The sequence below is a fragment of the Shewanella sp. MSW genome, from assembly GCF_007636515.1.
GTDB classification, from domain to species: domain Bacteria; phylum Pseudomonadota; class Gammaproteobacteria; order Enterobacterales; family Shewanellaceae; genus Shewanella; species Shewanella indica.
The window spans coordinates 68143-92782 of record NZ_LVDR01000007.1; the positions used below are offsets into that span (position 1 = coordinate 68143).

A 24640-nucleotide genomic window follows, 5' to 3' on the forward strand; every position below is an offset into this window, starting at 1 on the left:
TGAATCCCTGTGGCGCTCAGGTAACTTTAATGCCACGAACACTTAATTCAGGCCTATCAGCACTCGCTGTATCTAATCTTTTGTCTTGATTTACCGGTTTTATCCCATAATCGGTGACAAGGTCTTTTAACCCGCTTTGGCGGTATGTGGCGTAACGCTGCAACGCCGTCAAACACAGATGCAAGAATCCAAAAAAGATGAAGCAATTGCGACTGGATCCCATAAGTAGAATGCATGGGGAGGTCAACATCCCCGGCTCCAAGAGTATCTCCAACCGGGCGCTGCTATTGGCAACCCTGGCCAAGGGCAGCACAGAACTGACCAATCTGCTCGACTCAGATGATATTCGTCACATGTTGGCAGCGCTGAAACAGCTCGGCGTTCAATTTGAGCTCTCCGAAGACAAAAGCCACTGTAGTGTGCAGGGCCTTGGCGGCGCAATCAACAGCGACAAGCTGCAAGAGCTTTTTCTCGGTAATGCCGGCACCGCTATGCGGCCATTGTGCGCCGCGCTGACTCTGGGGAACGGTGAGTTTGTTCTCACGGGTGAACCCAGAATGGAGGAGCGGCCAATAGGAGATTTGGTCGACAGTCTCAAGGCCTTGGGCGCAGATATTCAATATCTGAAACATCCCGGCTTCCCGCCATTAAAAATCAAGGCAACGGGCCTCAGTGGCGGGGATGTGGAAATTGCCGGTAATCTCTCCAGCCAGTTTCTTACCGCGTTACTGATGGTTGCGCCGCTGGCCGGTACCGCTGTCAATATCAAGGTCAAGGGTGAACTGGTTTCCAAGCCCTATATTGATATTACTTTGGCCTTGATGGCGCAATTTGGTGTTAAGGTCATCAACCACGACTATCAGCGTTTTGAGATCCCATCCGGTCAAAGCTATCTGTCACCGGGCAAGGTATTGGTGGAAGGCGATGCCTCATCGGCGTCTTATTTCCTGGCCGCAGGCGCTATCGCCGGCGGTGAAGTGAAAGTTACCGGAGTTGGCCGTCTCAGCATTCAGGGTGATGTCAAGTTTGCCGATGCGCTGGCGAGCATGGGCGCCGAGATTGAATGGGGAGATGACTATATTATTGCCAGGGGCAGCCAGCTCAAGGGCATAGATATGGACATGAACCATATTCCCGATGCGGCAATGACCATAGCCACAGCTGCGGTTTTTGCCAAAGGGCCGACTCGTCTTAGCAATATCTACAACTGGCGTATCAAGGAGACAGATCGTCTCAGCGCCATGGCCACAGAACTGCGTAAAATTGGTGCCGAGGTGAAAGAGGGTGAGGATTATATTTTGGTAAATCCACCGCTTGCGCCCACGCATGCCGCCATCGATACCTATAACGACCACCGCATGGCCATGTGTTTTTCGCTGCTGGCGTTTGCTGATTGCGGCGTCACCATTAATGACCCGGATTGCACCTCAAAAACCTTCCCGGATTACTTCCAACGCTTTACGGCCTTGGCCGGTTAAGCGGCTGAATTTCGGGCTGTTGACAACAACAGCCCGAAATTGACCTTGAATTCAGCATACGGAAAGCATGCAGTTGATATATAATATTGGCCGCTCATTTTCGGTGAACTCATACTGTGTCCTCATGGAAGATGATAATTACTGCGGAGGAATTTATGTCTGAACGGGCGCCTGTTGTCACAATTGACGGCCCAAGCGGTGCGGGAAAAGGCACTATAAGTCAGTTGCTTGCCAACAAACTTGGATGGAAACTGCTCGATAGTGGTGCCATATATCGAGTGCTGGCACTTGCCGCTATTCACCACGATGTGGAACTGGATAACGAAGAAGCCATCACCCTGTTGGCCGCGCACCTGGATGTACAGTTTCTGGCGGGAGCCGGAAATGAAGCCATAAAAGTGGTGCTGGAAGGCGAAGATGTCAGCCATGCCATTCGCACTCAAGAATGTTCTGACGCAGCCTCAAGAGTGGCGGCGTTTCCCCGGGTGAGAGAAGCCTTACTCAGAAGGCAGCGCGCTTTCAGAGTTGCCCCCGGGCTTATAGCTGATGGCCGGGATATGGGAACCGTTGTTTTCCCGCATGCACCGGTCAAATTATTTTTGACAGCCTCGGCTGAGGAAAGGGCCCAGCGGCGCTATAATCAGTTGCAGGACAAGGGCTTCGATGTTAATATCGAGCGTCTTTTAACCGAGATCCAGGAAAGAGATCACCGGGATATGAATCGCGCAGTTGCGCCTTTGGTGCCCGCAGAAGATGCCTTGGTGATAGATACTACCGGACTCGGAATTGAGACTGTGCTGGAGCTGGCGCTCAGGCACATAGTTGACAAATTATCTGACGTCAGTCTCTGAGACTGGCGGGATAGGCATTCGCCACAGGGAAGAGGCGAGTTATTTTACTGACTCCACGTTCAGGATAGATACGTGGTTTATTACTTAAAGTTAATTAACATGACTGAATCTTTTGCTGATCTGTTTGAACAATCCCTTCAACAACTGGAATTCCGCCCAGGTTCTATCGTTCGTGGTACTGTAGTTGCCATCGAAAACGGTATGGTACTGGTTGACGCCGGTCTGAAATCTGAGAGCCCAATCCCAGCTGAGCAATTCAAAAATGCTCAAGGTGAACTGGAAATCGCCGTTGGCGACCAAGTTGACGTTGCGCTGGATAGCGTTGAAGACGGTTTCGGTGAGACTCAACTGTCTCGCGAAAAGGCTAAGCGCCACGAAGCCTGGATCGTTCTGGAAAAAGCTTACGAAGATGCTGAAACTGTAATCGGTGTCATCAATGGCAAGGTTAAAGGCGGTTTCACCGTTGAGCTGAACGGTATCCGTGCGTTCCTGCCTGGTTCTCTGGTTGACGTTCGCCCAGTACGCGATACTGCTCACCTGGAAAACAAAGAACTGGAATTCAAAGTTATCAAGCTGGACCAGAAGCGCAACAACGTTGTTGTTTCTCGTCGTGCTGTTATCGAATCTGAAAGCAGCGCTGAGCGTGATGCTCTGCTGGAAAACCTGCAAGAAGGTCAAGCAGTTAAAGGTATCGTTAAGAACCTGACCGACTACGGTGCATTCGTAGATCTGGGCGGTGTTGACGGCCTGCTGCACATCACCGACATGGCTTGGAAGCGTGTTAAGCACCCATCTGAGATCGTGAATGTTGGTGACGAAATCAACGTCAAAGTACTGAAGTACGATCGCGAGCGCACTCGTGTATCTCTGGGTCTGAAGCAACTGGGTGAAGACCCATGGCTGGAAATCAGCAAGCGCTACCCAGAAAACACTCGTCTGACTGGTCGCGTAACCAACCTGACTGACTACGGCTGCTTCGTTGAAATCGAAGAAGGCGTTGAAGGTCTGGTACACGTTTCTGAAATGGATTGGACCAACAAGAACATCCACCCATCCAAGGTTGTTAACCTGGGTGACGAAGTTGAAGTTCTGGTTCTGGACATCGATGAAGAGCGTCGTCGTATTTCTCTGGGTCTCAAGCAGTGCAAGACCAACCCATGGGAAGACTTCGCTAACCGTTATGCCAAGGGCGACAAAGTTACCGGTAAGATCAAGTCTATCACTGACTTCGGTATCTTCATCGGTCTGGACGGCGGCATCGACGGTCTGGTTCACCTGTCTGACATCTCTTGGAACGGTAGCGGCGAAGACGCTGTTGGCGAGTACAAGAAAGGCGACGAAATCACTGCAGTGGTTCTGTCTGTTGATCCAGAGCGTGAGCGTATCAGCCTGGGTGTTAAGCAGACTGAAGACGATCCATTCAACGCCTACCTGGCCGACAAGAAGAAAGGTACCATCGTAGTTGGTACTGTTACTGCTGTTGACGCCAAAGGTGTTACTGTTGAGCTGGCTGACACCGTTGAAGGTTACATCCGTGTATCTGACATCAGCCGTGACCGTGTTGAAGATGCATCAAGCGTCTACAATGTAGGTGACAGCGTTGAAGCCAAGTTCATGGGCGTAGATCGCAAGAACCGTGCAATCAGCCTGTCTGTACGTGCTAAAGACGAAGCTGAAGAAAAAGAAGTGATGGCTAACCTGAACAAGCAGGATGACGCTATCATGACTAATGCAATGGCTGAAGCGTTTAAAGCAGCTCGTAAGTAAGTGCCTGTAGTACAGGGGGCTTGCCCCCTGTTAGGTGACTGTGTTTGGCTTGATAATAGGGGTAGCTAGGATGACTAAATCCGAACTGATCGAAAAACTCGCCAGTGGGCAGTCGCAACTGTCGGCGAAAGAAGTAGAAGGCGCCATCAAAGAGATGTTGGAGCAAATGGCTAAAACATTGGAAAGCGGTGATCGCATAGAGATCCGTGGCTTTGGCAGCTTTTCACTTCACTATCGTGCACCTCGCACTGGTCGTAATCCCAAAACGGGAACATCAGTCGAGTTGGATGGCAAGTACGTCCCGCACTTTAAGCCAGGCAAAGAACTGCGCGAACGCGTTGACGCTTATAACCGTTAATCGCTGTTGTATTAAAAGCCTCCGAAAGGGGGCTTTTTTATGCCCGGAGCTTGGCTAAAGCTGGTCAGCTCAGTCAAATTACTGGATAATCAGAACATTGAAACGCGTTTATGGAGTGCAACGTGAAGTCATTTGTCGCAACCGTACTGGTGGCAATGTTGTTTGTAGTGGCACTGGTATTTGGCTCTCGCAATGAACAGCTGGTCACCATCAGTTATTTTGTGGCACAGGGAGAGTTCCGTTTGCCTGTGGTGTTGGCCGTGGTGTTTCTGGCGGGGTTTATCCTCAGCTGGGTCATTGCTTTCTACTACATCATGAAGCTGAAACTGTCATTGCGTAATGCCCGTAAGAAGATCCAGACATTAACGCAGCAGCAGGGGCAAGACGCCTAGTATGCTCGAACTTCTCTTTCTGTTGCTGCCTATTGCTGCGGCTTACGGTTGGTACATGGGCCGCCGCAGTTTGAAGCAGAAACAGAATTCAGCACAAAAGAAACTGAGCCGAGACTACTTCACCGGGCTCAACTTTCTGCTCTCCAATGAGTCGGACAAGGCTGTTGATCTCTTTATCAGCATGTTGGATGTCGATGATGAAACCATAGACACTCACCTGTCTTTGGGTTCCTTGTTTCGCAAACGGGGTGAAGTAGATAGATCTATTCGTATTCACCAAAACCTGATAGCCAGGCCCAATCTCGCCACCGAGCAAAGAGACATGGCGATGATGGAGCTGGGTAAGGACTATATGGCCGCCGGGTTCTACGATAGGGCTGAGGAGATTTTCCTTAACCTGGTCAGTCAGGACGATCACAGCGAAGAAGCGGAAACCCAACTGATCTCCATTTACCAAACCACCAAAGATTGGCAAAAGGCGATAGATATCACCAAGCGCTTGCCACGAAAAAGCCAGCAGGGTCTGAAACCCGTCATCGCCCATTTCCATTGCCAATTGGCCGAAGAAGCTGACGATGAAGCGGGAAAACTCAAGGGCTTTCAAGCCGCACTCAAGCAAGACCCTCAATGTGGCCGCGCCTTGTTGTCACTGGCCAACGCCTACTTGGATGCCGGACAGTTACCTCAGGCCAAACAGATGCTCAATCAACTGATTGACGCCGATGCCGAGCTTTTTGCCGATGCACTCGCCTGTGCCCGCCAGCTCTATCAAGAGCTCAAGGATATTGAAGGTTATCGCGAACTGTTGGCTCACGCCATAGATAAGGGCGCGGGTGCTTCAGTTGTGGTGGCATTGGCGCAGCGTATGATTGAAGACGGCGATATCAAAGGCGCCGAAGACATGGTGATGCAAGCTCTCTATCGTCACCCCACCATGCGGGGGTTCCAGCACCTTATGCAGATGCACATCAAGCAAGCTGAGCAGGGCCAGGCACGAGATAGCCTGGCGATGCTGGAAAAATTGGTAGAGCAACAAATTAGATTCCGTCCAAGTTACCGCTGCCGGGAGTGTGGTTTCCCGGCACATACCTTGTATTGGCACTGCCCATCCTGCAAGAGCTGGGGCAGTATTAAGCGGGTTCGCGGTTTGGACGGTGAATAACCCTCAGATAACGGAGTAAAAATGACAGAGACACCTATTGTGGTCGCCTTGGACTTTGATAATAAATTCAAAGCATTGCAACTTATTGATAAGTTGGATCCGTCTATGTGCCGCCTTAAGGTAGGCAAAGAGATGTTTACCCTGTTCGGGCCTCAACTGGTGAAAGAGATCCATGACCGAGGGTTTGAGCTGTTTCTGGACCTGAAGTTTCACGATATTCCCAATACAGTGGCCAAAGCGGTAGCTGCCGCCGCCGAAATGGGGGTGTGGATGGTGAATGTCCACGCCAGTGGCGGTCTCGCCATGATGGAAGCTGCCCGCCGGGCCTTATTACCTTATGGGGATAACGCCCCCTTGCTGATTGCTGTTACTGTGCTGACGTCAATGAGCGACGATGAGCTCAAGCTTATTGGTGTTGAAGGCAGTGCTGAAGAGCAGGTTCGAAGACTGGCGCGCCTGACGCAAACAGCCGGTCTCGATGGTGTGGTCTGCTCGGCCCGAGAGTCCAGTATGCTCAAGGCCGAACTTGGCGCCGATTTCAAACTGGTGACTCCGGGTATTCGTCCGGCGGGCAGTGACGCCGGCGATCAAAAACGCATCATGACCCCGGCCGAAGCTATGGCCGCGGGCTCAGATTATCTGGTCATAGGTCGACCCATTACTCAAGCGGCCGATCCTTTGGCGACATTGCAGGCGATACATCAATCGTTGGCATAAACTTGCGACATACCGGCGACTTGCAGTATGGACCGGAATAACGAATGATCAGTGGATAGGAGAGAAGCTCAATGTTCGATTATCAGGGTAAGTATGTAGTGGTCGTCGGGGGTACCAGCGGCATTAACCTTTGTATCGCCAAGGCGTTCGCAGTAGCCGGTGCCCATGTGGCGGTTGCCAGCCGTAACCCGGAAAAAGTGGCAGCCGCAGTGGCGTTATTGAATGAAGCCAATCCGCAAGGTCAACATCTGGGCCTGAGCTTCGATGTCAGGGATTTGCCGGCACTCGAGCAAGGCTTTACAGTTTTGGCCCAGAGTTTCCCGCATATTGATGTGCTTGTCAGTGGCGCCGCCGGCAATTTCCCAGCCAGCGCCGCCAAACTCAGCGCCAACGGTTTCAAATCTGTCATGGATATCGATTTGTTGGGCAGTTTTCAGGTGTTGAAACAAGCCTATCCTATGCTTAAGCGCCCTGGCGCCAGCATTATTCAAATTTCGGCGCCGCAGGCGTATATTGCCATGCCGATGCAGGTCCACGTTTGTGCCGCCAAGGCGGGAGTCGATATGTTGACCCGCACACTGGCGTTGGAATGGGGGCCTGAAGGCATACGGATAAACTCCCTGGTGCCTGGTCCAATTGCCGGTACCGAAGGATTTAATCGCTTGGCGCCGTCGGCGCAGTTGCAACAACAGGTGGCAGAGAGTGTACCGTTAAAACGCAATGGTGAGGGCGAAGACTTGGCCAATGCCGCACTCTTTATGGCCTCGCCAATGGCTTCCTATATTACCGGAACCATATTACCGGTCGACGGTGGTTGGTCGCTTGGCGGTGCCAGTGCGGCCATGAGTCAACTCGGGGCGCTGGCAGCAAAGCTAGAATCAAGTAAGTAGCAAGAGAGAGATTATAAAATGGCAAACGCATTACAGGAACAGTTGCTTAAGGCGGGGCTCGCCAGCAAGCAAAAAGTTCGCGATGTCAAAACCCAGAAGAAACGTAACCGCAAGTCCAATATTGATGATGGCTCTGCCCAGCTGAAGGCGCAAATCGCACAGCAGAAAAAGCAGCAGGCAGAAAAGGATAAGGCACTCAATGAACAACGCTTTGCCGAGGCCACAGAGAAAGGCTTGGTTCGTGGCCTGGTCACTGAGATTAAGCAAAATGCGGTGGCGCTGCCGAAAGATGGCGAAATCAAGTTCAACTATACGTTGGAGAACAAGATATACCCATTGTATATCAATGAAAAACTCCAGAATCAGCTACTTGGTGGCCGTTTGGGGATAGTGCGAATTGAGCAAAGCAGCTATCTGGTGCCCCATAAACTCGCCGAGCGGGTCAATCTGTTGGTGCCGGCTTGGTGTGGCTATTTGTGGCAAGCCGAGAACAACGCGGAGCAAGTGCCGGATGAAGAGGACCCTTACGCAGATTATGTCATTCCGGACGATCTTATGTGGTAACTCTCAGTAGAGCTGTTCGTCATCGCCATCGACGTAAAGCTCTATCATATGCCTCTGGTCATTGATGTGCAGCCTCATGTGGATGGGGTTGCAGCATACCCGACAATCATTGTAAAACTCCTGGTCGCCGCCGCTGGCATCGAGCTCTACTTTTTGATGGTGGCCACAATGGGGGCAACAAATAGTTTGACTTTTAAGTTGCATAGTTTCCTCCTCCGCCGTTCAGCCCTATGCCTTTGGACGATAGAACCCAAGCTCACAACATAAAGTAAGTATAGCCCCGGCCTGTGAGCCAAAGCTTATTCATTGAATGTTTTTGGGTTGCGTGGGCCGGGCCTTATCCCGTAAAATTACCAGTCTGCCCGGCGGAGACCTTAAGGCTCCTGTACTGCCTTAACCCAAGGGCTAACATACTTTTTTATCATTGATAACCAAGTGGCCCTACGTGTGGGTCACCACTGGACAAGGAATTTTCATGCCCGTAATTACACTTCCCGATGGGAGCAAACGCGAGTTTGCCAACCCAGTCTCTACACTCGATGTTGCTGCTGATATTGGTCCTGGCCTGGCGAAAGCCTGTATTGCCGGACGAGTCAACGGCGAGTTGAAAGATGCCTGTGATCTGATCGAAACAGATGCAGAACTGTCGATCATCACGGCCAAAGATGAAGAAGGGCTGGAAATCCTTCGTCACTCTTGCGCGCATTTGTTGGGTCATGCGATCAAACAACTGTGGCCCGAAACCAAGATGGCGATTGGTCCTGTTATTGATAACGGCTTCTACTATGACATCGACCTGGATCATAAACTGACCCAGGAAGATCTGGAGAAGCTGGAAAAACGCATGCTGGAACTGGCCAAGACCAACTATGACGTAGTCAAGCGCGTGGTTAGCTGGCAGGAAGCCCGTGATACTTTTGAATCTCGCGGCGAGCCTTACAAAGTGGCAATCCTGGACGAAAACATTAGCCGTGATGCCACTCCGGCACTGTATCACCACGAAGAATACACAGACATGTGTCGTGGTCCTCATGTGCCCAACATGCGTTTCTGCCATTTCTTTAAACTGATGAATGTTGCCGGCGCCTACTGGCGTGGTAACTCAGACAACAAGATGTTGCAGCGCATCTATGGTACTGCCTGGGCAGACAAGAAAGCGCTCAAGACTCATTTGACTCGCTTGGAAGAAGCGGCCAAGCGTGACCACCGTAAAATCGGCAAGCAGCTGGACCTGTACCATATGCAGGAAGAAGCGCCGGGCATGGTGTTTTGGCATAATGACGGCTGGAGCGTATTCCTCGAGCTTGAGCGTTTTATTCGCCAGAAGCTGAGCCAGTACGACTATCAGGAAGTGAAAGGCCCGCTGATGATGGACCGTGTGCTGTGGGAACGTTCAGGTCACTGGGATAAATACGCCGAAGCGATGTTTACAACCAGCAGTGAGAACCGCGAATACGCCGTCAAGCCGATGAACTGCCCCGGTCATGTGCAAATCTTCAACCAGGGCCTCAAGTCTTATCGTGACCTGCCGCTGCGGATGGCCGAGTTCGGCTGCTGTCACCGTAATGAGCCTTCAGGTGCCTTGCACGGCCTTATGCGGGTTCGTGGTTTTACCCAGGACGATGCGCACGTATTCTGTACTGAAGAGCAGGTGCAATCCGAAGTCAGTAAGTGTATCAAGATGGTGTACGACACCTATTCCACTTTCGGCTTCAGCAATATCGTGGTTAAGCTCTCTACCCGTCCAGAAAAGCGTATCGGTGATGATGCCATGTGGGATAGGGCAGAAGAAGCTCTGAAACAAGCGCTGCGCAGCAACGATATTGAATTTGAAATCCTGCCCGGTGAAGGCGCCTTCTACGGTCCTAAAATCGAGTTCACTCTGCACGATTGTCTGGACCGTGCCTGGCAGTGTGGTACAGTGCAGCTTGACTACGCTTTACCAGGTCGTCTGGGCGCAACTTATGTTGCCGAAGACAACAGCCGTCAGACTCCTGTGATGATCCACCGTGCGATTTTGGGCTCTTTGGAGCGATTCCTCGGTATTCTCATCGAAGAGTTCGCCGGTCGTTTCCCAACCTGGCTGGCCCCTGTGCAGGTTGTTGTTATGAACATAACAGACAAACAAGCTGATTATGTTGAAGAAGTAGTCGAATTCTTCAAGGAACAGGGCATACGTGCCTCTAAAGACTTGAGGAATGAAAAAATAGGCTTTAAAATACGCGAGCACACTTTGAGGCGGGTTCCTTATTTGCTGGTCATAGGTGATCAGGAGATGGAAAATCGGGAAGTCGCTGTGCGTACCCGAGACGGGGTGGACTTAGGTAAGATGCGAATCGATGATTTCGCCGCTAAGGTCAAGCAACAAATTTCGCTCCGTAGTCTTGAATTGTTGGAGGATTAGGTCATAAAGATCAAAAAATCAGCAGGCCGTCAGGCGGCCCCGAATAGAATTAATGAAGAAATTACCGGCGTACCTGAGGTACGTTTGAATGGCGTTGATGGTGAAGCCATTGGTATCGTCAGCATCAAAGAGGCTCAGGAAGTAGCCGATGAGGCAGGTCTGGATCTGGTTGAGATCAGTCCTAATGCTGAGCCGCCTGTATGCCGTATCATGGACTACGGTAAATATCTGTTCGACAAGGCAAAAGCCCAGAAAGAACAGAAGAAGAAGCAGAAACAGATCCAGGTGAAGGAAGTTAAATTCCGCCCTGGTACTGATGAAAACGACTATCAGGTAAAACTACGCAACCTGATTCGTTTTCTAGAAGATGGAGACAAAGCGAAAGTTACGCTGCGTTTCCGCGGACGCGAAATGGCACACCAGAACCTGGGTATGGATCTTTTGAACCGTATCAAGGCCGATCTGGAAGAGTATGCGGTTGTTGAATCCTTCCCGAAAATGGAAGGTCGACAAGCCATCATGGTGCTGGCGCCCAAGAAGAAATAGCAGGGCAACCCTGAAAAGTAGCAAAGGTCTACGGGCCTTTGCTCGCCTTGCGTTTTATTAATATCCCAATGCGGAGTTTTAGTAATGCCTAAAATGAAAACCGACAAGGGTGTAGCGAAGCGTTTTAAGAAAACCGCCAATGGTTTCAAGCGTAAGCAAGCCCATCTGCGTCACATCCTGACCAAGAAGAGCACCAAGCGTAAGCGTCATCTGCGCGCCAAGTGTTTAGTTGCCAAAGCTGACGTGCCAATGATTGCACGCCAACTGCCATACGCTTAATTAGGAGGAATTGAAAAATGCCAAGAGTTAAGCGTGGTGTAACTGCACGAGCTCGTCACAAGAAAGTTCTTAAACTTGCCAAAGGTTACTACGGTGCCCGTTCACGTACTTTCCGTGTAGCGGTACAAGCAGTAACCAAAGCAGGTCAATATGCTTACCGTGACCGTCGCCAGAAGAAGCGTCAATTCCGTCAACTGTGGATTGCACGTATCAATGCGGCTTCTCGTCAGAATGGTCTTTCATACAGCCGTTTCATCAACGGTCTGAAAAAGGCGTCTATCGAAATCGATCGTAAGATTTTGGCAGACATCGCTGTATTCGACAAAGTAGTGTTTGCTACTCTGGTAGAAAAAGCGAAGGAAGCACTGGCAAACTAATCTCTCAGGAGATAAGTTGTAGTTGCTGTTAAAAAGGGACTTAAGGTCCCTTTTTTCATGCCTGTGATTTACTTATATTTTAATGTCTCAGACAAAAAAGCCAGTCATCAATGACTGGCTTTTTCAGTATATCGGCAGAGCTTATTTCTGGGCATCCAGGAAGCGCTCGGCATCCAGAGCCGCCATACAACCGGTTCCGGCTGAGGTGATGGCCTGACGGTAGTGCTGATCCATCACATCGCCGGCGGCGAATACGCCTTTGACGCTGGTCTGGGTGGCATTACCGTTAAGGCCGCTTTCGACCTTGATATAACCGCCATTCATCTCCAACTGGCCTTCGAAGATACCTGTGTTGGGACTGTGGCCAATGGCGACAAATACCCCAGCCACTTCCAACTCGGAAATACTGGCGTCTTTGGTGCTCTTCATCTTGAGTCCGGTAACCCCCATGGCATCGCCAGTCACTTCATCGAGAGTCCTATCCAGATGCAAAATGATATTACCGTTTTCGACTTTATCCATCAGACGGTCGATAAGAATTTTCTCAGAGCGGAAGCTGTCACGGCGATGGATCAAGTGTACTTCAGCCGCGATGTTGGAAAGGTAGAGCGCTTCTTCAACCGCTGTGTTACCACCGCCGATCACCGCCACTTTCTGGTTGCGGTAGAAGAAACCGTCACAGGTGGCACAAGCAGATACACCACGGCCCTTGAAGGCTTCTTCAGATGGCAGACCGAGATACTTGGCCGAGGCGCCGGTAGCTATGATCAGCGCATCACAGGTGTATTCACCGTTGTCACCTTTCAAGGTGAAAGGGCGCTGCTGCAGGTCAACTTCATTGATATGGTCAAAGATGATTTCGGTATCGAACTTCTCGGCATGCTTTTGCATCCGTTCCATTAGCGCAGGACCTGTCAGGCCTTCGGCATCGCCGGGCCAGTTTTCGACTTCGGTCGTTGTGGTCAACTGGCCACCCTGTTGGATACCTGTGATCATCACTGGCTTGAGATTGGCGCGGGCAGCATAAACGGCTGCGGTATAGCCGGCGGGGCCAGACCCCAAGATAAGTAGGTTACAATGTTTGGCTTGGCTCATTTTATTCTCTCCGTGCCTTGGCAAATAGCAGCGATTGTAGGTAATTTCCCCCAAAGGGTAAAGCGCTTGCAATAGAATCTTCAAGATTGGCTTAATCGAAAAAAAGGAGCCCTTGGGCTCCTTTAACGCTATAACTAATTTATTTACTGTAACAGTTCGTTGGCAGCGGTATAAGGCATATTGTGTGCTACAGCGACTTCTTTACAGGTGATCTTACCGTGCATCACGTTAAGACCATTTTGCAAGTGCTTGTCAGACAAGAGCGCGTCGCGGTAACCCAGACGGGCCAGCTTGAGAATGTAGGGCAGGGTTGCGTTGTTCAGGGCAAAGGTGGAAGTACGCGCCACAGCGCCCGGCATATTGGCCACACAGTAATGCACTACATCATCGACGATATAGGTAGGATCTTGGTGAGTTGTGGCATGAGAGGTTTCCACACAACCACCCTGATCTATGGCGACATCCACTATCGCGGCACCTGGCTTCATCTTCTTAATATGTTCTCGGGTAACCAGCTTGGGCGCCGCCGCCCCGGGGATCAGCACGCCGCCGATGACCAGATCGGCTTCCAGCACATGTTTCTCAATGGCGTCTGCCGTAGAATAGATAGCCTTAACTTTGGAGCCAAACTGTACGTTCAAACGACGCAGTGCATCAATAGAACGATCAAGCACCACTACATCGGCGCCCATACCGACTGCCATTTGTGCGGCATTGGTTCCAACCATACCGCCACCTATGATCACAACTTTGGCTGGCTCAACTCCGGGAACACCACCGAGCAACATGCCCAGACCACCCATGGATTTTTCCAGCGCCATTGCTCCGGCCTGGATGGACATACGTCCGGCTACTTCTGACATGGGAGCCAGCAAAGGCAAGCCACCACGATCATCGGTAACTGTTTCATAGGCGATACAAACAGCGCCGCTGCTAATCAGTTCTTCTGTCTGGGGCAGATCAGGGGCAAGGTGCAGATAGGTAAAGAGGATCTGATCATGGCGCAACATGGCACGTTCTACGGCCTGTGGCTCTTTGACTTTGACAATCATCTCAGCCTTGGCAAAAACCTCGGCGGCCGTGTCCAAAATGGACGCTCCGGCATTGATATAGTCTTGATCGGTAAAACCGATCCCATTACCAGCATTCGTTTCGATAAAAACCTGATGGCCATGCATAGTGAGCTCGCGTACGCTGGACGGCACCATACCCACGCGATATTCATGGTTTTTGATTTCCTTTGGAACACCAATTATCATTTTCGAGCCTCAATATACTAAAAAACCCACTTTTAATGGGCATAATTGTTATTTTATAGTGACCTGAACGTGATCAATTCAGGAAAGTCTAGTATAGTATTGCCCGGGCAGATTATGCTGCTAAACTTGTGACATACGCAAAATTAAATGTTGTTTTAGTGATAAAACAAGGTTAAAAATATGGTAAATAATAAAAAGAGTCCTGTAAAAGACTTGGATCGTATCGATCGTAATATTCTTAATGAACTGCAAATTGACGGTCGCATTTCCAACGTTGAGCTTTCCAAACGTGTTGGTTTGAGTCCAACACCCTGTCTTGAACGCGTTAAGCGTCTTGAAAAACAAGGCTACATTAACGGTTATACCGCACTGGTCAACCCGCACTTTTTAGGTGCATCTTTACTGGTGTTTGTTGAGATCACCCTTAACAGAGATACTCCCGAAGTCTTTGATAAATTTAACCGTGCAGTACAGCTTTTGGATGATATTCAGGAATGTCATCTGGTATCCGGCGATTTCGATTATCTGCTCAAGACCCGGGTGTCGGATATGTCTGCTTACCGTAAATTATTGGGCGAAACCCTATTGAAATTGCCTTCCGTATCCGATACCCGTACCTATGTGGTAATGGAAGAAGTGAAGCAAACCAGTAAAGTAGCCATCAGTATTTCAGCCGAAGCTTGATCCCGATATCGTCCTCGAAAAAGGAGTCTATTTGGCTCCTTTTTCACCACTGCTGTTTGCTTTTTAATCCGGAATAGAAAGTCTAATACACAAAGTCTCCTTATCCACTTGCTTTTAGTGGCTTTCGTAGGCTTATTCGCTGCACATTCAGGTTGATTCTGGTATCTTAAATCCATCCGTTTTTCGTTTGCTTATGGAAATCGCATTTGTCTCAGGGAAATAGTGTCAGAACCCTCAGTGGCTTGCAACGCCTGCTGGAAGGGGGGCTTATTCTGTGCTGCATGATCGCCATCTATATACTGTTGGCGCTGGGCAGCTTTCATCCGGGCGATCCCGGTTGGAGTCAGTCTAACTATCAAGGGGAGATCGAGAATGTCACCGGTGCCGTAGGTGCCTGGCTGGCCGATGTCCTGTTCTATTTCTTTGGCTACACCGCCTACTTAATCCCTATCATCATTGCCGGAACCGGTTGGTTGATCTTCAGGCGCGCTCACAAACTGTTGGAAGTGGATTATTTCTCGGTCGGCTTGCGCTTGATAGGCTTTCTGTTGATGGTGCTCAGCCTGGCTGCCTTGGCCAGTATGAATGCCGGTGATATCTATGAGTTTTCTGCCGGTGGCGTGGCCGGCGACGTGATAGCCCAAGCCATGCTGCCTTACTTCAACCAGTTGGGTACCACACTGCTGCTACTTTGCTTTGTCGGCGCGGGTTTCACTCTGCTGACAGGAATAAGCTGGCTTACCATAGTCGAGCTCACAGGCTTGGCAACTATCTGGTGTTTTCTCAAGCTCAAACAGTTGCCGGCACGTCTGTCTGGTCCGAAAGAAACCGAAGATACCCGCGGCTTTATGTCGGTAGTGGACAAGTTCCGCCGTGAACGCGATGAACTTGAGCCGGAAGAAGTGCTCGAAGACGATGAAGATGAGGTCATAGAGCCGCCCGCCAAGAAGCCTGGATTGCTGAGTCGTTTCCGTAAAAAGGATCAGCAATCTCTGGAGCGGGAAGACGCGGAAATGGCCGATGAGAACACTGATACTGAGCACAAGCGTCAGGGCAGGGTAGAACCTGTGCTTTTTGCCGGGGTTGCCGGAAGTGCGACCGATAATGCTGCTGACACGCCGCCTTGGCAGACGAGTAATACCGCAATAGACTTCGACAAGCGTGCTTCTACTGGGGCTATCAGTCATAAAGAGCGGCAATTGCAGGCCCAGAAAGCCAGGGTTGAAAACGGCATTATTATTTTGCCCGGTGAAGAGGGCACTTCCAAAGAACGTAAGCAACCTATGGATCCCTTGCCGAGCATCTCACTTTTGGATGTGCCCAATCGCAAGAAGAACCCCATCAGTGAAGAAGAACTGGATCAGGTTGCACGCTTGGTGGAAAGCAAACTCGCTGACTTCAATATTACCGCGCAAGTGGTCGGAGTCTATCCCGGCCCTGTGATTACCCGCTTTGAGCTGGACTTGGCTCCCGGGGTCAAGGCTTCAAAAATTTCTAACTTATCCAAGGACTTGGCGCGCTCTCTGCTGGCTGAAAGTGTGCGGGTGGTCGAGGTTATTCCGGGTAAGGCCTATGTGGGGCTGGAACTGCCCAACAAGTTCCGCGAAACCGTATTTATGCGTGATGTGCTTGATTGCCAGGCATTCAAGGACAGTAAATCCAATCTCACCATGGTGCTTGGACAGGACATTGCCGGCGATCCGGTCGTGGTGGACTTGGCCAAGATGCCGCACCTTTTGGTGGCTGGTACCACAGGTTCAGGTAAGTCGGTCGGGGTCAACGTGATGATCACCAGTCTGTTGTACAAATCCGGCCCGGAAGATGTGCGTTTTATCATGATAGATCCCAAGATGCTGGAGCTTTCTGTCTATGAAGGTATTCCGCATCTCTTGTGTGAAGTGGTTACGGATATGAAAGAGGCCGCCAATGCCCTGCGCTGGTGTGTTGGTGAGATGGAGCGGCGCTACAAACTGATGTCGGCGCTCGGGGTACGTAACCTCAAGGGCTTCAACGCCAAAATCGCCGAGGCCAAGGCCGCTGGTACGCCAATATGCGATCCGCTTTGGAAGTCCAACGAAAGCATGGAAGATACGGCGCCTGAACTCGACAAGTTGCCCTCTATCGTGGTTGTCGTGGACGAATTTGCCGACATGATGATGATAGTCGGTAAGAAGGTGGAAGAGCTGATTGCCCGTATCGCCCAGAAAGCCCGCGCTGCCGGTATACACCTGATTCTGGCGACCCAGCGCCCGTCTGTGGATGTGATAACAGGCCTTATCAAGGCCAACATTCCCACCCGCATCGCTTTCCAGGTTTCTTCCCGCATCGACTCGCGCACCATTTTGGATCAGCAAGGCGCCGAAACCCTGCTCGGGATGGGCGATATGCTCTATCTGCCCCCGGGTACCGGCGTGCCCAACCGGGTTCACGGTGCTTTTGTGGACGATCACGAGGTGCATGCGGTCGTTGCTGATTGGCATGCCCGCGGTAAGCCTCAATATATTGAAGAAATTCTTCAGGGGGCCAGTGACGGCGAACAGGTGTTGCTGCCCGGTGAAGCACCGGAAGGCGGCGAGGAGGAGCTGGATGCACTCTACGACGAAGCCGTGGCTTTTGTTACCGAAACCCGCCGGGGCTCTATCTCCAGTGTGCAGCGTAAGTTCAAGATAGGTTATAACCGCGCCGCTCGCATCATAGAGCAGATGGAACTTCAAGGGGTGGTCAGTGCCCAGGGCCATAATGGCAACCGCGAAGTCTTGGCGCCACCGCCGCCAAGATAAGACAGATTGAGGTACAGATGAAAAAAAGCGTTATGTTTCTTGCTCTGGCAATGAGCTTACCGGCCGTGGCCGATGATGCCGGACAACTCAAAGCTAAGTTAGATGCCATTGCCGGTCTGAAAGCCGATTTCCAGCAGCAGGTTACAGATATTAATGGCAAACTTATTCAGCAAGGCACTGGCGAGCTCGCCTTGGCGCAGCCCAATCAGTTTTACTGGCATCTACAGCAGCCGGATGAATCTGTGATAGTGGCAGATGGCAAAGATGTTTGGATCTATAACCCGTTCGCCGAGGAAGTGAGCGTGCTAGCGCTGGAAAATGCCATTGCCGCTTCGCCCATGACGCTTTTAGTGCGCCGCGACGAGGCCAGTTGGGCCCGCTATAACATCACTCTGGACAAAGAGTGTTTCCAGATAGCACCCAAGACTGAAGAGGCCGGAGTACAGCAGGTCAGCGTCTGTTTCAATGATAATACTTTGACCCAACTGGCACTGAAAGACACTCAGGGTAATCTCAGTCAGTTCAACCTGAGCGGGCAACAGCCGTTGACAGATAGCGACAAGACACTGTTTAAATTTGAGGTTCCCGAAGGCGTTTCCATTGACGATCAGCGCCCAGGGCGGGAAGGTTAACCTTGTCCAGCCTGAGCTTTGATTTCGCCCCCGACTTTCGCCCTCTGGCTGCAAGAATGCGCCCGGCGACGCTGGAGCAATACGTCGGTCAACAACATCTGCTGGGACCAGGGCAACCGCTGAGACTGGCACTGGAGGCAGGAAAGGCCCATTCCATGATGTTCTGGGGGCCGCCGGGTACCGGAAAGACGACACTGGCAGAGCTGGTCGCTCATTATGCCAACGCTCACGTGGAACGAATATCTGCGGTCACATCCGGGGTGAAAGAGATCCGCTCGGCGATAGAACATGCCAAAAATGTGGCGCAATCGCGCGGCCAGCGCACCTTGCTGTTTGTCGATGAGGTGCACAGATTCAACAAGAGCCAGCAGGATGCTTTTCTGCCTTTTATTGAAGATGGCACTGTGATTTTTATCGGCGCCACCACAGAAAACCCTTCGTTTGAAATCAATAACGCTTTGCTTTCCAGGGTGCGGGTTTATCTGATTAAGCGTCTCGATGAAGACGAGATTGCTACCATAGTGACCCAGGCGCTCGCTGATGAAGAGCGTGGCCTTGGCAAACGCAGGTTGCAGATGCCGCAGGAGCTGATGGCCAAGTTGGCGACTCTCGCCGATGGTGATGCCCGCAAGGTTCTCAACCTGGTGGAGCTGATGAGTGACATGCTGCCGGACGGCGGTAGTTTTACCGAGGCCATGCTGGTGCAGGTAGCCGGTGAACAGTTGGCGGGGTTTGATAAGAATGGCGATCAATATTACGACCTGATCTCTGCCGTGCACAAATCGATTCGCGGCTCGGCGCCAGATGCGGCGCTCTATTGGTTTTGTCGCATGCTGGAAGGGGGCTGCGATCCTCTGTATGTTGCAAGACGCCTGCTGGCGATAGCCTCTGAAGATGTGGGGAATGCCGATCCTACCGCAATGACAGTCGCTCTCAACGCTTGGGACTGTTTCCACCGGGTCGGCCCGGCAGAGGGCGAGCGTGCCATCGCGCAGGCGATTGTTTATCTGGCCTCGGCGCCCAAGAGTAATGCGGTGTATACAGCCTTTAAGGCGGCCAGACAACTGGCCCGGGAAACCGGCCAGCAGCCTGTTCCCATGCATTTGAGAAACGCGCCGACCGAACTGATGAAATCCATTGGTGCCGGTGAAGGCTATCGTTATGCTCATGATGAGGCCAATGCTTACGCCGCCGGTGAATGTTATTTCCCCGAAGCCTTGGCCGAGAGTCGTTTTTATTATCCGACTGAGCGGGGATTCGAGAAACGGATCCGCGATAAGTTGGCGCAGCTTTGCCAGCTCGACCGCCAAAGTGAGAACAAAAGGTATGATTAATCTGACCGTTGTCGCCCTTGGCGGTGCAACCGGCGCAGTTTTGCGCTACCTGATATCGATATTTGTGCTCCAGCTATTTGGCAGTGGTTTTCCTTTTGGTACACTGGTTGTTAATGTACTTGGCTCATTTCTGATGGGGATGATCTATGCACTGGGAGAACTCAGTCATATCAGCCCTGAGATCAAGGCGCTGGTCGGTGTCGGATTTCTTGGAGCACTGACAACCTTCTCGACTTTCTCAAATGAAACCTTACTGCTGATACAGGGAGGTGAGTTGCTAAAGGCATTTCTGAATGTGGCGTTGAACCTGGGACTGTGCCTGGCCATGGTTTACCTGGGGCAACTGCTGATTTTTTCACGCGTATAACTGATAAGACAAGTAGACATGTTAGATCCAAAATATCTGCGTAATGAACTCGCAACAACTGCGGAGCGCCTGGCGACCCGCGGTTTTATCCTCGATGTAGACAGGCTGACCAAGCTGGAAGAAAAGCGTAAGTCGCTGCAGGTGGAAACCGAAGAGCTGCAGGCCAGTCGCAATGCCATCTCCAAGTCCATAGGTCAAGCCAAGTCCCGCGGTGAGGACGTTGCTCCAATCATGGCGCAGGTAGGCGATCTCGGCAGCCAGTTGGACAGTAAAAAGCAGGAGCTGAGTGCGCTGCTTGAAGAGCTGGATGCTATTGCCATGAGCATTCCCAATTTGCCGGATGAATCTGTACCTGTGGGTTCAGACGAGAACGACAACGTGGAAATCCGCCGCTGGGGCACACCAAGGGAGTTCGACTTCCCGGTACGGGATCATGTGGATCTCGGTGAACAGCTCAAAGGATTGGATTTCAAGAGTGCCGTTAAGGTAACGGGTTCACGCTTTATCTTTATGCAGGGCCAAATTGCCCGTATGCACCGCGCTCTGGCGCAGTTCATGCTGGATTTGCATACTCAGGAGCACGGCTACACCGAATGCTATGTGCCTTTACTGGTCAACGAAGCCAGCCTTAAGGGCACAGGCCAACTGCCCAAATTTGGTGAAGATCTGTTTCACACCAAACCGGCCACAGAGGAAGGCCAGGGGCTTAGCCTGATCCCAACCGCCGAAGTGCCGCTGACTAACCTGGCCCGCGACACCATACTGGATGAGGCCGAGTTGCCTATCAAGTTGACTGCTCACACGCCATGCTTCCGCAGTGAAGCCGGCTCTTACGGTAAAGATACTCGCGGCCTTATCCGCCAACACCAATTCGACAAGGTCGAAATGGTGCAATTGGTGAAGCCGGAAGATTCTGAAGCCGCATTGGAACAGTTGGTCGGTCACGCCGAAAACGTACTGAAGAAGCTGGGTCTGCCACACAGAACTATCGTCCTGTGTACCGGTGATATGGGCTTTGGTGCCGCCAAGACCTACGACGTTGAAGTCTGGGTTCCGGCTCAAAATACCTACCGTGAGATCTCTTCCTGCTCTAACGTGCGTGACTTCCAGGCGCGGCGAATGCAGGCCCGTTATCGCTCCAAAGACGACAACAAGCCAAAGCTTATCCACACTCTGAACGGTTCTGGTCTGGCAGTTGGTCGCACGCTGGTAGCCATTTTGGAAAACTACCAGAATGCCGATGGCAGTGTCACAGTACCTGAAGCACTGCGAAGCTATATGGGTGGCATTGAAAAAATAGGTTGATGGGTGAGGTCATATGGATAAAGGTCAGCGCTACCTGCGCTGGCTTGCCTACGTGGCCGTCATCGCAGTTTTTTCTGCCCTGTTTTTAGCCACGCTCGGCAAGGCAGCCATGCTGGTATATGAGAATTTAAAATAGTTATTCTGCATAGTAAAAAGCCCCGAAGTTCGGGGCTTTTTTGTGTGCGAAATCGAGTTGCTCTAAATACACTTGGCCGGTTTGGGCAACCCGGCAATCTTGGTTGCCTGCTTGGCCGGCCCCATAGGGAACAGGGTGTAGAGGTACTTGGAGTTGCCTTTCTCCGGCCCCAGCGCCTGGCCGATTGCCTTGACCAAAACCCGGATAGCCGGGCTGGTCTTGTATTCAAGATAAAAGTGACGCACAAAGTTAACCACTTCCCAATGGGCAGCGGTCAGCTCTATATCTTCACCTGCGGCGATAACGGGCGCCAGCTCGGGCGTCCAATCGGAAACCTGCTTCAAGTACCCTTGAGGATCGGTCGCTATCTGCTTGTCATTGAATTGAATGAAATCTACCACGAAATAACCTTTGTATGAGCCAATGTCAGCGCTACCAGCGCCGGATAATCCAACTGTTCATAATTACCAAGAAAGTCTTCCAGCCCGCGGGCCTTAACATCATCAGCCACCAGCACCACTTTAAATGGTGATAGCGCCATGGCCCATTGACGTTTCAGCAGGGCGCTTACTGCATCGCCGGCCAGCAGAAACACATCTGTCTTACCGGCATATCTCAGTGCGCAGGACAGCGCAGTATCGCGCGCCGCCGATGTTTGTATTTGGTGTAATATCATCAGAAAACCATGACCTCATCGGCATCAAGCAGAGTCTGGCGGATCTGCTCGTTATCACAAATGGTGGCAGGAATAACCAGTTCGGTGCGGCCAAGTCCCAATTCCTGCAGCGATTGCTTGCAGACCAGCACAGTGTCTATGTCATAGAGCGGCAGCGCACCTAAGGTGGCGATATAATCCTTGCAGCCGATAAGCTCAGGTTGCTGCTGCTTCAGCAGCGTAAGCACGCCTTCATCGGTAAATATCAGGCTCACCTCTTGCTCGAAACTGGCGCTCAGCAGCGCCAGATCCAGGCCTTCGCGCCCGGAAGCCGAACCATGCGGAGCCCGGCGAAAAATAATGGCTATTTTCTTCATTAAAAACTCACCAGACGATCACTCTTTTCAAGCCCGGTGACCAACTCGCCAAGCCCTCCCATGGTAAAGCCAGCGGCCAGATTGGCACTCGCTTTGGCGTTGTCCTTGGCGTCCTGTGCTGAAAGCACACCGCGGCGCAGGGCGGCAGAGACGCAGTTCACCAGATTAAGCTGCCACTCCTTTGCCAACTGTTGCCATGCGGCAGTTAAGTCCAATTCGTCCGATGCCGGCGCGCATAGGGCATTGGACTGACTTACGCCGTCCTGATAAAAGAATACGCAGTGAACCTCATGGCCCGCTTGCAGCGCAGCCCGAGTATATTTGAGTGCATGGAAGCCGGCCGCCGGGCCGTAGACACTGCCATTCACCATAATAATAAGTTTGCTCATACCAAAAAAAATGACCCTGAATTAGGGCCATTTTAACCTATTTTCCATCCCGTGGGGATCAGTCATCGCCACCAACACCCATAAGGTGCAGCAGGCTGATAAACAGGTTGAGGAAATCCAGGTAAAGGGCGATAGTAGCGCGGATATAGTTGGTCTCACCCCCATTAACGATACGGCTGGTATCAAACAGGATAAAACCTGTCATCAGCAGGGCGATACCCGCATTGACCGCCATAAATACTGCGCCGTTACCGACAAATATATTGATCACTGCTGCGGCAATGACGACCACCAGACCAGCAATCAAGAAGCCGCGCATAAAGGAAAAATCTTTCTTGGTGGTCACGGCATAGGCCGACAGGGCGACGAAGATGGCTGATGTCAGACCAAAGGCCTGAATAATCAACTCAGGACCGTTACTCATGCCGGCGTAATGGTTGAGGATATAACCCAGAGACGCACCTTCCATACCGGTAAAGGCAAATACCCAAAAGATCCCGGCGGCGGATTCCGCTTTTCTCAGGGTAACGAACAGCAACACCAAGCCACCGATGGAAAGTCCCAGTGACATCATGGGGCCGATTCCCATCGCCATGGCGATGGCGGCACATACGGCTGAAAACCCTATGGTCATTGCCAGCAGCATGTAGGTGTTTCTGAGCATTTTGTTCACTTCCATAGTGGAAGTTTGGCTCGAATAAAGGGTTTGCTGAGTCATTTGCTTCTCCGAAGGTTGACTGACATAGCCAGGGTTAATGGCCCGGCTAGTTTCCATGTTAGAGCAGCTTAAACCTTATATGGTTCCGCTGCAGGTTTCCTGTTATAGATTGTGCCATTAAACACTGAATCCTTTATGAATTAAAGTCAGGCGAGCCACTCTCTGTGCAGTTTTTCGGTATCGCCCAGATAATCCAGTACCCATTTGAGCGCCGGTGACATCTTATTGGCATTCCAAGCCAGACAGCAGGAACTGGCCGGTAGCGGCGTTGCTAACTGTTTTTCCACCAAGGCTCCGGCGCGAATAAAGGGGCTGGCAAGGTGCACCGGCATATAGCCTATCCCCAAGCCTTCGCGGAAGCAGTTGATGGCACGGATCCAATCCGGCACCACCAAGCGGCGCTGATTGTCCAGCAACCAGGTGTGGCGCTTGGGGATCTCTCTGGAAGTATCGTCCAGGCAAATAGAGGGGAAGGGCCTGAGCTCTTCATCCTCCAGAGGCCGGTCTATGGCCGCCAATGGGTGAGACTTGCTCACCAAAAATGCCCACTCGATGTCGCCCATGTCTCTGTGATGGTAGGCGCCGCCGACCGGAATGGCGGTGGTCGCCCCTATGGCAACATCGCTGCGCCCGGTAGACAAGGCTTCCCAAACACCGTTGAACACCTCAATGCGAATGATCAGCTCCACATCGGTGAAGTGGCGATAGAAGTCGGCAATTAACACACTGATCCTGTCTGCCCTGACTATGTTATCCAAAGCGATGGACAGCGTCGGTTGCCAACCATTGGCCACCCGCTGGGTTTCCCGTTTCAGATCGTCCAGTTGCTTGAGCATGATCCTGGCTTCCTTGACGAAGTGAGCTCCGGCGGGCGTCAAACTGACGCTGCGGTGGTGGCGTTCAAATAGCACAACCCCCAGCTCTTCCTCAATCTGCTTAATGGCATAACTCACGGCGGAGGGCACCTTATGCAGCTTGTTGGCTGCGGCGGTGAAACTGCCAAGGTGAGAAACAATATCGATAAGTTGTAACGACTGTTCAGAAAGCATGGCGATTCCTTGCTGTGAGAATATTTGAAGGCATAAGTCAAAAATAAACGTTTCACCTCGATAGAGCAAGGCTTT

The 24640-nt window shown here is 51.5% G+C and carries 29 protein-coding genes; 20 read left to right on the plus strand and 9 right to left on the minus strand.

Translation table 11 applies throughout. From position 1 onward, the window contains the following. The first annotated feature begins 197 nt into the window (after positions 1 to 197). From aroA to AYI96_RS09335, 9 genes are all read left to right on the plus strand, one after another. Entirely contained in the window at positions 198 to 1478 is a 1281-nt protein-coding gene (aroA, locus tag AYI96_RS09295; protein WP_144361492.1) for a 3-phosphoshikimate 1-carboxyvinyltransferase, read from the plus strand. A gap of 155 nt (positions 1479 to 1633) precedes the next feature. Continuing rightward, complete coding sequence (gene cmk / locus AYI96_RS09300) at positions 1634 to 2329, plus strand: (d)CMP kinase (RefSeq protein ID WP_039033034.1); 696 nt, start codon at positions 1634 to 1636, stop codon at positions 2327 to 2329. A 99-nt stretch (positions 2330 to 2428) separates the two neighbouring features. Then, on the plus strand, positions 2429 to 4096 hold the full coding sequence (gene rpsA, locus AYI96_RS09305; RefSeq protein ID WP_025010414.1) for a 30S ribosomal protein S1: 1668 nt from the start codon (positions 2429 to 2431) through the stop codon (positions 4094 to 4096). A 70-nt stretch (positions 4097 to 4166) separates the two neighbouring features. Beyond that, positions 4167 to 4454 carry an integration host factor subunit beta gene (ihfB, locus tag AYI96_RS09310; RefSeq protein ID WP_025887377.1) on the plus strand — a complete coding sequence of 96 codons (288 nt, stop codon included), beginning with the start codon at positions 4167 to 4169 and terminating at the stop codon, positions 4452 to 4454. A gap of 122 nt (positions 4455 to 4576) precedes the next feature. Continuing rightward, on the plus strand, positions 4577 to 4846 hold the full coding sequence (locus AYI96_RS09315) for a LapA family protein (RefSeq protein ID WP_039032984.1): 270 nt from the start codon (positions 4577 to 4579) through the stop codon (positions 4844 to 4846). Position 4847: 1 nt separating this feature from the next. Then, positions 4848 to 6008 (plus strand): lipopolysaccharide assembly protein LapB, encoded by a 1161-nt coding sequence (lapB, locus tag AYI96_RS09320; RefSeq protein WP_071475565.1) that lies wholly within the window; start codon positions 4848 to 4850, stop codon positions 6006 to 6008. Positions 6009 to 6029: 21 nt separating this feature from the next. Next, positions 6030 to 6725, plus strand: a complete 696-nt coding sequence (pyrF, locus tag AYI96_RS09325; RefSeq protein ID WP_071475564.1) for an orotidine-5'-phosphate decarboxylase — start codon at positions 6030 to 6032, stop codon at positions 6723 to 6725. 71 nt (positions 6726 to 6796) lie between these two features. Next, on the plus strand, positions 6797 to 7615 hold the full coding sequence (locus AYI96_RS09330; protein ID WP_071475563.1) for an SDR family oxidoreductase: 819 nt from the start codon (positions 6797 to 6799) through the stop codon (positions 7613 to 7615). 18 nt (positions 7616 to 7633) lie between these two features. Continuing rightward, positions 7634 to 8179, plus strand: a complete 546-nt coding sequence (locus tag AYI96_RS09335; RefSeq protein WP_071475562.1) for a DUF2058 domain-containing protein — start codon at positions 7634 to 7636, stop codon at positions 8177 to 8179. Positions 8180 to 8182: 3 nt separating this feature from the next. Here the strand turns inward: AYI96_RS09335 and AYI96_RS09340 are convergent, their stop codons facing one another. Continuing rightward, a complete protein-coding gene (locus AYI96_RS09340; protein WP_039032979.1) occupies positions 8183 to 8383 on the minus strand; it encodes a CPXCG motif-containing cysteine-rich protein in 201 nt (66 codons plus the stop codon). A 271-nt stretch (positions 8384 to 8654) separates the two neighbouring features. On the opposite strand from AYI96_RS09340, the gene thrS reads away from it, so the two are divergent. The 4 genes from thrS to rplT all read left to right on the plus strand — a co-directional run bounded on the left by thrS (position 8655) and on the right by rplT (position 11785). Next, on the plus strand, positions 8655 to 10583 hold the full coding sequence (thrS, locus tag AYI96_RS09345) for a threonine--tRNA ligase (RefSeq protein ID WP_039032978.1): 1929 nt from the start codon (positions 8655 to 8657) through the stop codon (positions 10581 to 10583). A 3-nt stretch (positions 10584 to 10586) separates the two neighbouring features. Then, positions 10587 to 11129, plus strand: coding sequence for a translation initiation factor IF-3 (gene infC, locus AYI96_RS09350; protein WP_039032977.1), 543 nt, complete (start codon positions 10587 to 10589; stop codon positions 11127 to 11129). An 84-nt stretch (positions 11130 to 11213) separates the two neighbouring features. Beyond that, positions 11214 to 11408, plus strand: coding sequence for a 50S ribosomal protein L35 (rpmI, locus tag AYI96_RS09355; protein WP_025009728.1), 195 nt, complete (start codon positions 11214 to 11216; stop codon positions 11406 to 11408). A gap of 17 nt (positions 11409 to 11425) precedes the next feature. Then, positions 11426 to 11785, plus strand: a complete 360-nt coding sequence (rplT, locus tag AYI96_RS09360) for a 50S ribosomal protein L20 (RefSeq protein WP_025009729.1) — start codon at positions 11426 to 11428, stop codon at positions 11783 to 11785. Positions 11786 to 11926: 141 nt separating this feature from the next. Here the strand turns inward: rplT and trxB are convergent, their stop codons facing one another. Further along, positions 11927 to 12880 carry a thioredoxin-disulfide reductase gene (trxB, locus tag AYI96_RS09365; RefSeq protein WP_039032976.1) on the minus strand — a complete coding sequence of 318 codons (954 nt, stop codon included), beginning with the start codon at positions 12878 to 12880 and terminating at the stop codon, positions 11927 to 11929. 143 nt (positions 12881 to 13023) lie between these two features. After that, entirely contained in the window at positions 13024 to 14139 is a 1116-nt protein-coding gene (gene ald / locus AYI96_RS09370) for an alanine dehydrogenase (protein ID WP_039032975.1), read from the minus strand. Positions 14140 to 14319: 180 nt separating this feature from the next. On the opposite strand from ald, the gene lrp reads away from it, so the two are divergent. The 7 genes from lrp to AYI96_RS20485 all read left to right on the plus strand — a co-directional run bounded on the left by lrp (position 14320) and on the right by AYI96_RS20485 (position 21377). Next, positions 14320 to 14823, plus strand: coding sequence for a leucine-responsive transcriptional regulator Lrp (gene lrp, locus AYI96_RS09375; protein ID WP_025009731.1), 504 nt, complete (start codon positions 14320 to 14322; stop codon positions 14821 to 14823). A 206-nt stretch (positions 14824 to 15029) separates the two neighbouring features. Then, positions 15030 to 17603, plus strand: a complete 2574-nt coding sequence (locus AYI96_RS09380; RefSeq protein ID WP_071475561.1) for a DNA translocase FtsK — start codon at positions 15030 to 15032, stop codon at positions 17601 to 17603. A gap of 17 nt (positions 17604 to 17620) precedes the next feature. Further along, positions 17621 to 18235 (plus strand): outer membrane lipoprotein chaperone LolA, encoded by a 615-nt coding sequence (gene lolA, locus AYI96_RS09385; RefSeq protein WP_039032973.1) that lies wholly within the window; start codon positions 17621 to 17623, stop codon positions 18233 to 18235. Positions 18236 to 18237: 2 nt separating this feature from the next. Further along, positions 18238 to 19569 (plus strand): replication-associated recombination protein A, encoded by a 1332-nt coding sequence (locus tag AYI96_RS09390; protein WP_039032972.1) that lies wholly within the window; start codon positions 18238 to 18240, stop codon positions 19567 to 19569. After that, a complete protein-coding gene (gene crcB, locus AYI96_RS09395) occupies positions 19562 to 19936 on the plus strand; it encodes a fluoride efflux transporter CrcB (RefSeq protein WP_071475559.1) in 375 nt (124 codons plus the stop codon). Before AYI96_RS09390 ends, crcB begins: the two co-directional genes overlap by 8 nt. Before the next feature lie 18 nt (positions 19937 to 19954). Then, entirely contained in the window at positions 19955 to 21241 is a 1287-nt protein-coding gene (gene serS / locus AYI96_RS09400) for a serine--tRNA ligase (RefSeq protein ID WP_039032970.1), read from the plus strand. Between the two features lie 13 nt (positions 21242 to 21254). After that, positions 21255 to 21377, plus strand: coding sequence for a hypothetical protein (locus AYI96_RS20485; RefSeq protein WP_025009737.1), 123 nt, complete (start codon positions 21255 to 21257; stop codon positions 21375 to 21377). A gap of 62 nt (positions 21378 to 21439) precedes the next feature. Here AYI96_RS20485 and AYI96_RS09405 read toward each other — a convergent pair whose 3' ends face one another. The 6 genes from AYI96_RS09405 to punR all read right to left on the minus strand — a co-directional run bounded on the left by AYI96_RS09405 (position 21440) and on the right by punR (position 24565). Next, positions 21440 to 21778 carry a TusE/DsrC/DsvC family sulfur relay protein gene (locus AYI96_RS09405; protein ID WP_039032969.1) on the minus strand — a complete coding sequence of 113 codons (339 nt, stop codon included), beginning with the start codon at positions 21776 to 21778 and terminating at the stop codon, positions 21440 to 21442. Beyond that, the gene (gene tusB, locus AYI96_RS09410; protein WP_025009739.1) at positions 21772 to 22053 is read right to left on the minus strand and encodes a sulfurtransferase complex subunit TusB; all 282 of its coding nucleotides are present in this window, start codon (positions 22051 to 22053) and stop codon (positions 21772 to 21774) included. The genes AYI96_RS09405 and tusB overlap by 7 nt, the downstream gene beginning before the upstream one ends. Continuing rightward, positions 22053 to 22409, minus strand: coding sequence for a sulfurtransferase complex subunit TusC (gene tusC, locus AYI96_RS09415; RefSeq protein ID WP_039032968.1), 357 nt, complete (start codon positions 22407 to 22409; stop codon positions 22053 to 22055). The genes tusB and tusC overlap by 1 nt, the downstream gene beginning before the upstream one ends. Further along, the gene (gene tusD / locus AYI96_RS09420; RefSeq protein WP_039032967.1) at positions 22409 to 22798 is read right to left on the minus strand and encodes a sulfurtransferase complex subunit TusD; all 390 of its coding nucleotides are present in this window, start codon (positions 22796 to 22798) and stop codon (positions 22409 to 22411) included. The genes tusC and tusD overlap by 1 nt, the downstream gene beginning before the upstream one ends. A gap of 58 nt (positions 22799 to 22856) precedes the next feature. Continuing rightward, positions 22857 to 23516, minus strand: coding sequence for a Bax inhibitor-1/YccA family protein (locus AYI96_RS09425; protein ID WP_100143689.1), 660 nt, complete (start codon positions 23514 to 23516; stop codon positions 22857 to 22859). 146 nt (positions 23517 to 23662) lie between these two features. Then, positions 23663 to 24565, minus strand: a complete 903-nt coding sequence (gene punR / locus AYI96_RS09430) for a DNA-binding transcriptional activator PunR (RefSeq protein ID WP_039032966.1) — start codon at positions 24563 to 24565, stop codon at positions 23663 to 23665. Positions 24566 to 24640: the final 75 nt, after the last annotated feature.

What these genes read in the sequence shown, in the direction of transcription:
- aroA (WP_144361492.1), top strand. Translation starts at nt 198, where the DNA reads ATGAAGCAATTGCGACTGGATCCCATAAGTAGAATGCATGGGGAGGTC.
- cmk (WP_039033034.1), top strand. Translation starts at nt 1,634, where the DNA reads ATGTCTGAACGGGCGCCTGTTGTCACAATTGACGGCCCAAGCGGTGCG.
- rpsA (WP_025010414.1), top strand. Translation starts at nt 2,429, where the DNA reads ATGACTGAATCTTTTGCTGATCTGTTTGAACAATCCCTTCAACAACTG.
- ihfB (WP_025887377.1), top strand. Translation starts at nt 4,167, where the DNA reads ATGACTAAATCCGAACTGATCGAAAAACTCGCCAGTGGGCAGTCGCAA.
- lapB (WP_071475565.1), top strand. Translation starts at nt 4,848, where the DNA reads ATGCTCGAACTTCTCTTTCTGTTGCTGCCTATTGCTGCGGCTTACGGT.
- pyrF (WP_071475564.1), top strand. Translation starts at nt 6,030, where the DNA reads ATGACAGAGACACCTATTGTGGTCGCCTTGGACTTTGATAATAAATTC.
- AYI96_RS09330 (WP_071475563.1), top strand. Translation starts at nt 6,797, where the DNA reads ATGTTCGATTATCAGGGTAAGTATGTAGTGGTCGTCGGGGGTACCAGC.
- AYI96_RS09335 (WP_071475562.1), top strand. Translation starts at nt 7,634, where the DNA reads ATGGCAAACGCATTACAGGAACAGTTGCTTAAGGCGGGGCTCGCCAGC.
- AYI96_RS09340 (WP_039032979.1), bottom strand. Translation starts at nt 8,383, where the DNA reads ATGCAACTTAAAAGTCAAACTATTTGTTGCCCCCATTGTGGCCACCAT.
- thrS (WP_039032978.1), top strand. Translation starts at nt 8,655, where the DNA reads ATGCCCGTAATTACACTTCCCGATGGGAGCAAACGCGAGTTTGCCAAC.
- rpmI (WP_025009728.1), top strand. Translation starts at nt 11,214, where the DNA reads ATGCCTAAAATGAAAACCGACAAGGGTGTAGCGAAGCGTTTTAAGAAA.
- rplT (WP_025009729.1), top strand. Translation starts at nt 11,426, where the DNA reads ATGCCAAGAGTTAAGCGTGGTGTAACTGCACGAGCTCGTCACAAGAAA.
- trxB (WP_039032976.1), bottom strand. Translation starts at nt 12,880, where the DNA reads ATGAGCCAAGCCAAACATTGTAACCTACTTATCTTGGGGTCTGGCCCC.
- ald (WP_039032975.1), bottom strand. Translation starts at nt 14,139, where the DNA reads ATGATAATTGGTGTTCCAAAGGAAATCAAAAACCATGAATATCGCGTG.
- lrp (WP_025009731.1), top strand. Translation starts at nt 14,320, where the DNA reads ATGGTAAATAATAAAAAGAGTCCTGTAAAAGACTTGGATCGTATCGAT.
- lolA (WP_039032973.1), top strand. Translation starts at nt 17,621, where the DNA reads ATGAAAAAAAGCGTTATGTTTCTTGCTCTGGCAATGAGCTTACCGGCC.
- crcB (WP_071475559.1), top strand. Translation starts at nt 19,562, where the DNA reads ATGATTAATCTGACCGTTGTCGCCCTTGGCGGTGCAACCGGCGCAGTT.
- serS (WP_039032970.1), top strand. Translation starts at nt 19,955, where the DNA reads ATGTTAGATCCAAAATATCTGCGTAATGAACTCGCAACAACTGCGGAG.
- AYI96_RS20485 (WP_025009737.1), top strand. Translation starts at nt 21,255, where the DNA reads ATGGATAAAGGTCAGCGCTACCTGCGCTGGCTTGCCTACGTGGCCGTC.
- tusB (WP_025009739.1), bottom strand. Translation starts at nt 22,053, where the DNA reads ATGATATTACACCAAATACAAACATCGGCGGCGCGCGATACTGCGCTG.
- tusC (WP_039032968.1), bottom strand. Translation starts at nt 22,409, where the DNA reads ATGAAGAAAATAGCCATTATTTTTCGCCGGGCTCCGCATGGTTCGGCT.
- tusD (WP_039032967.1), bottom strand. Translation starts at nt 22,798, where the DNA reads ATGAGCAAACTTATTATTATGGTGAATGGCAGTGTCTACGGCCCGGCG.
- AYI96_RS09425 (WP_100143689.1), bottom strand. Translation starts at nt 23,516, where the DNA reads ATGACTCAGCAAACCCTTTATTCGAGCCAAACTTCCACTATGGAAGTG.
- punR (WP_039032966.1), bottom strand. Translation starts at nt 24,565, where the DNA reads ATGCTTTCTGAACAGTCGTTACAACTTATCGATATTGTTTCTCACCTT.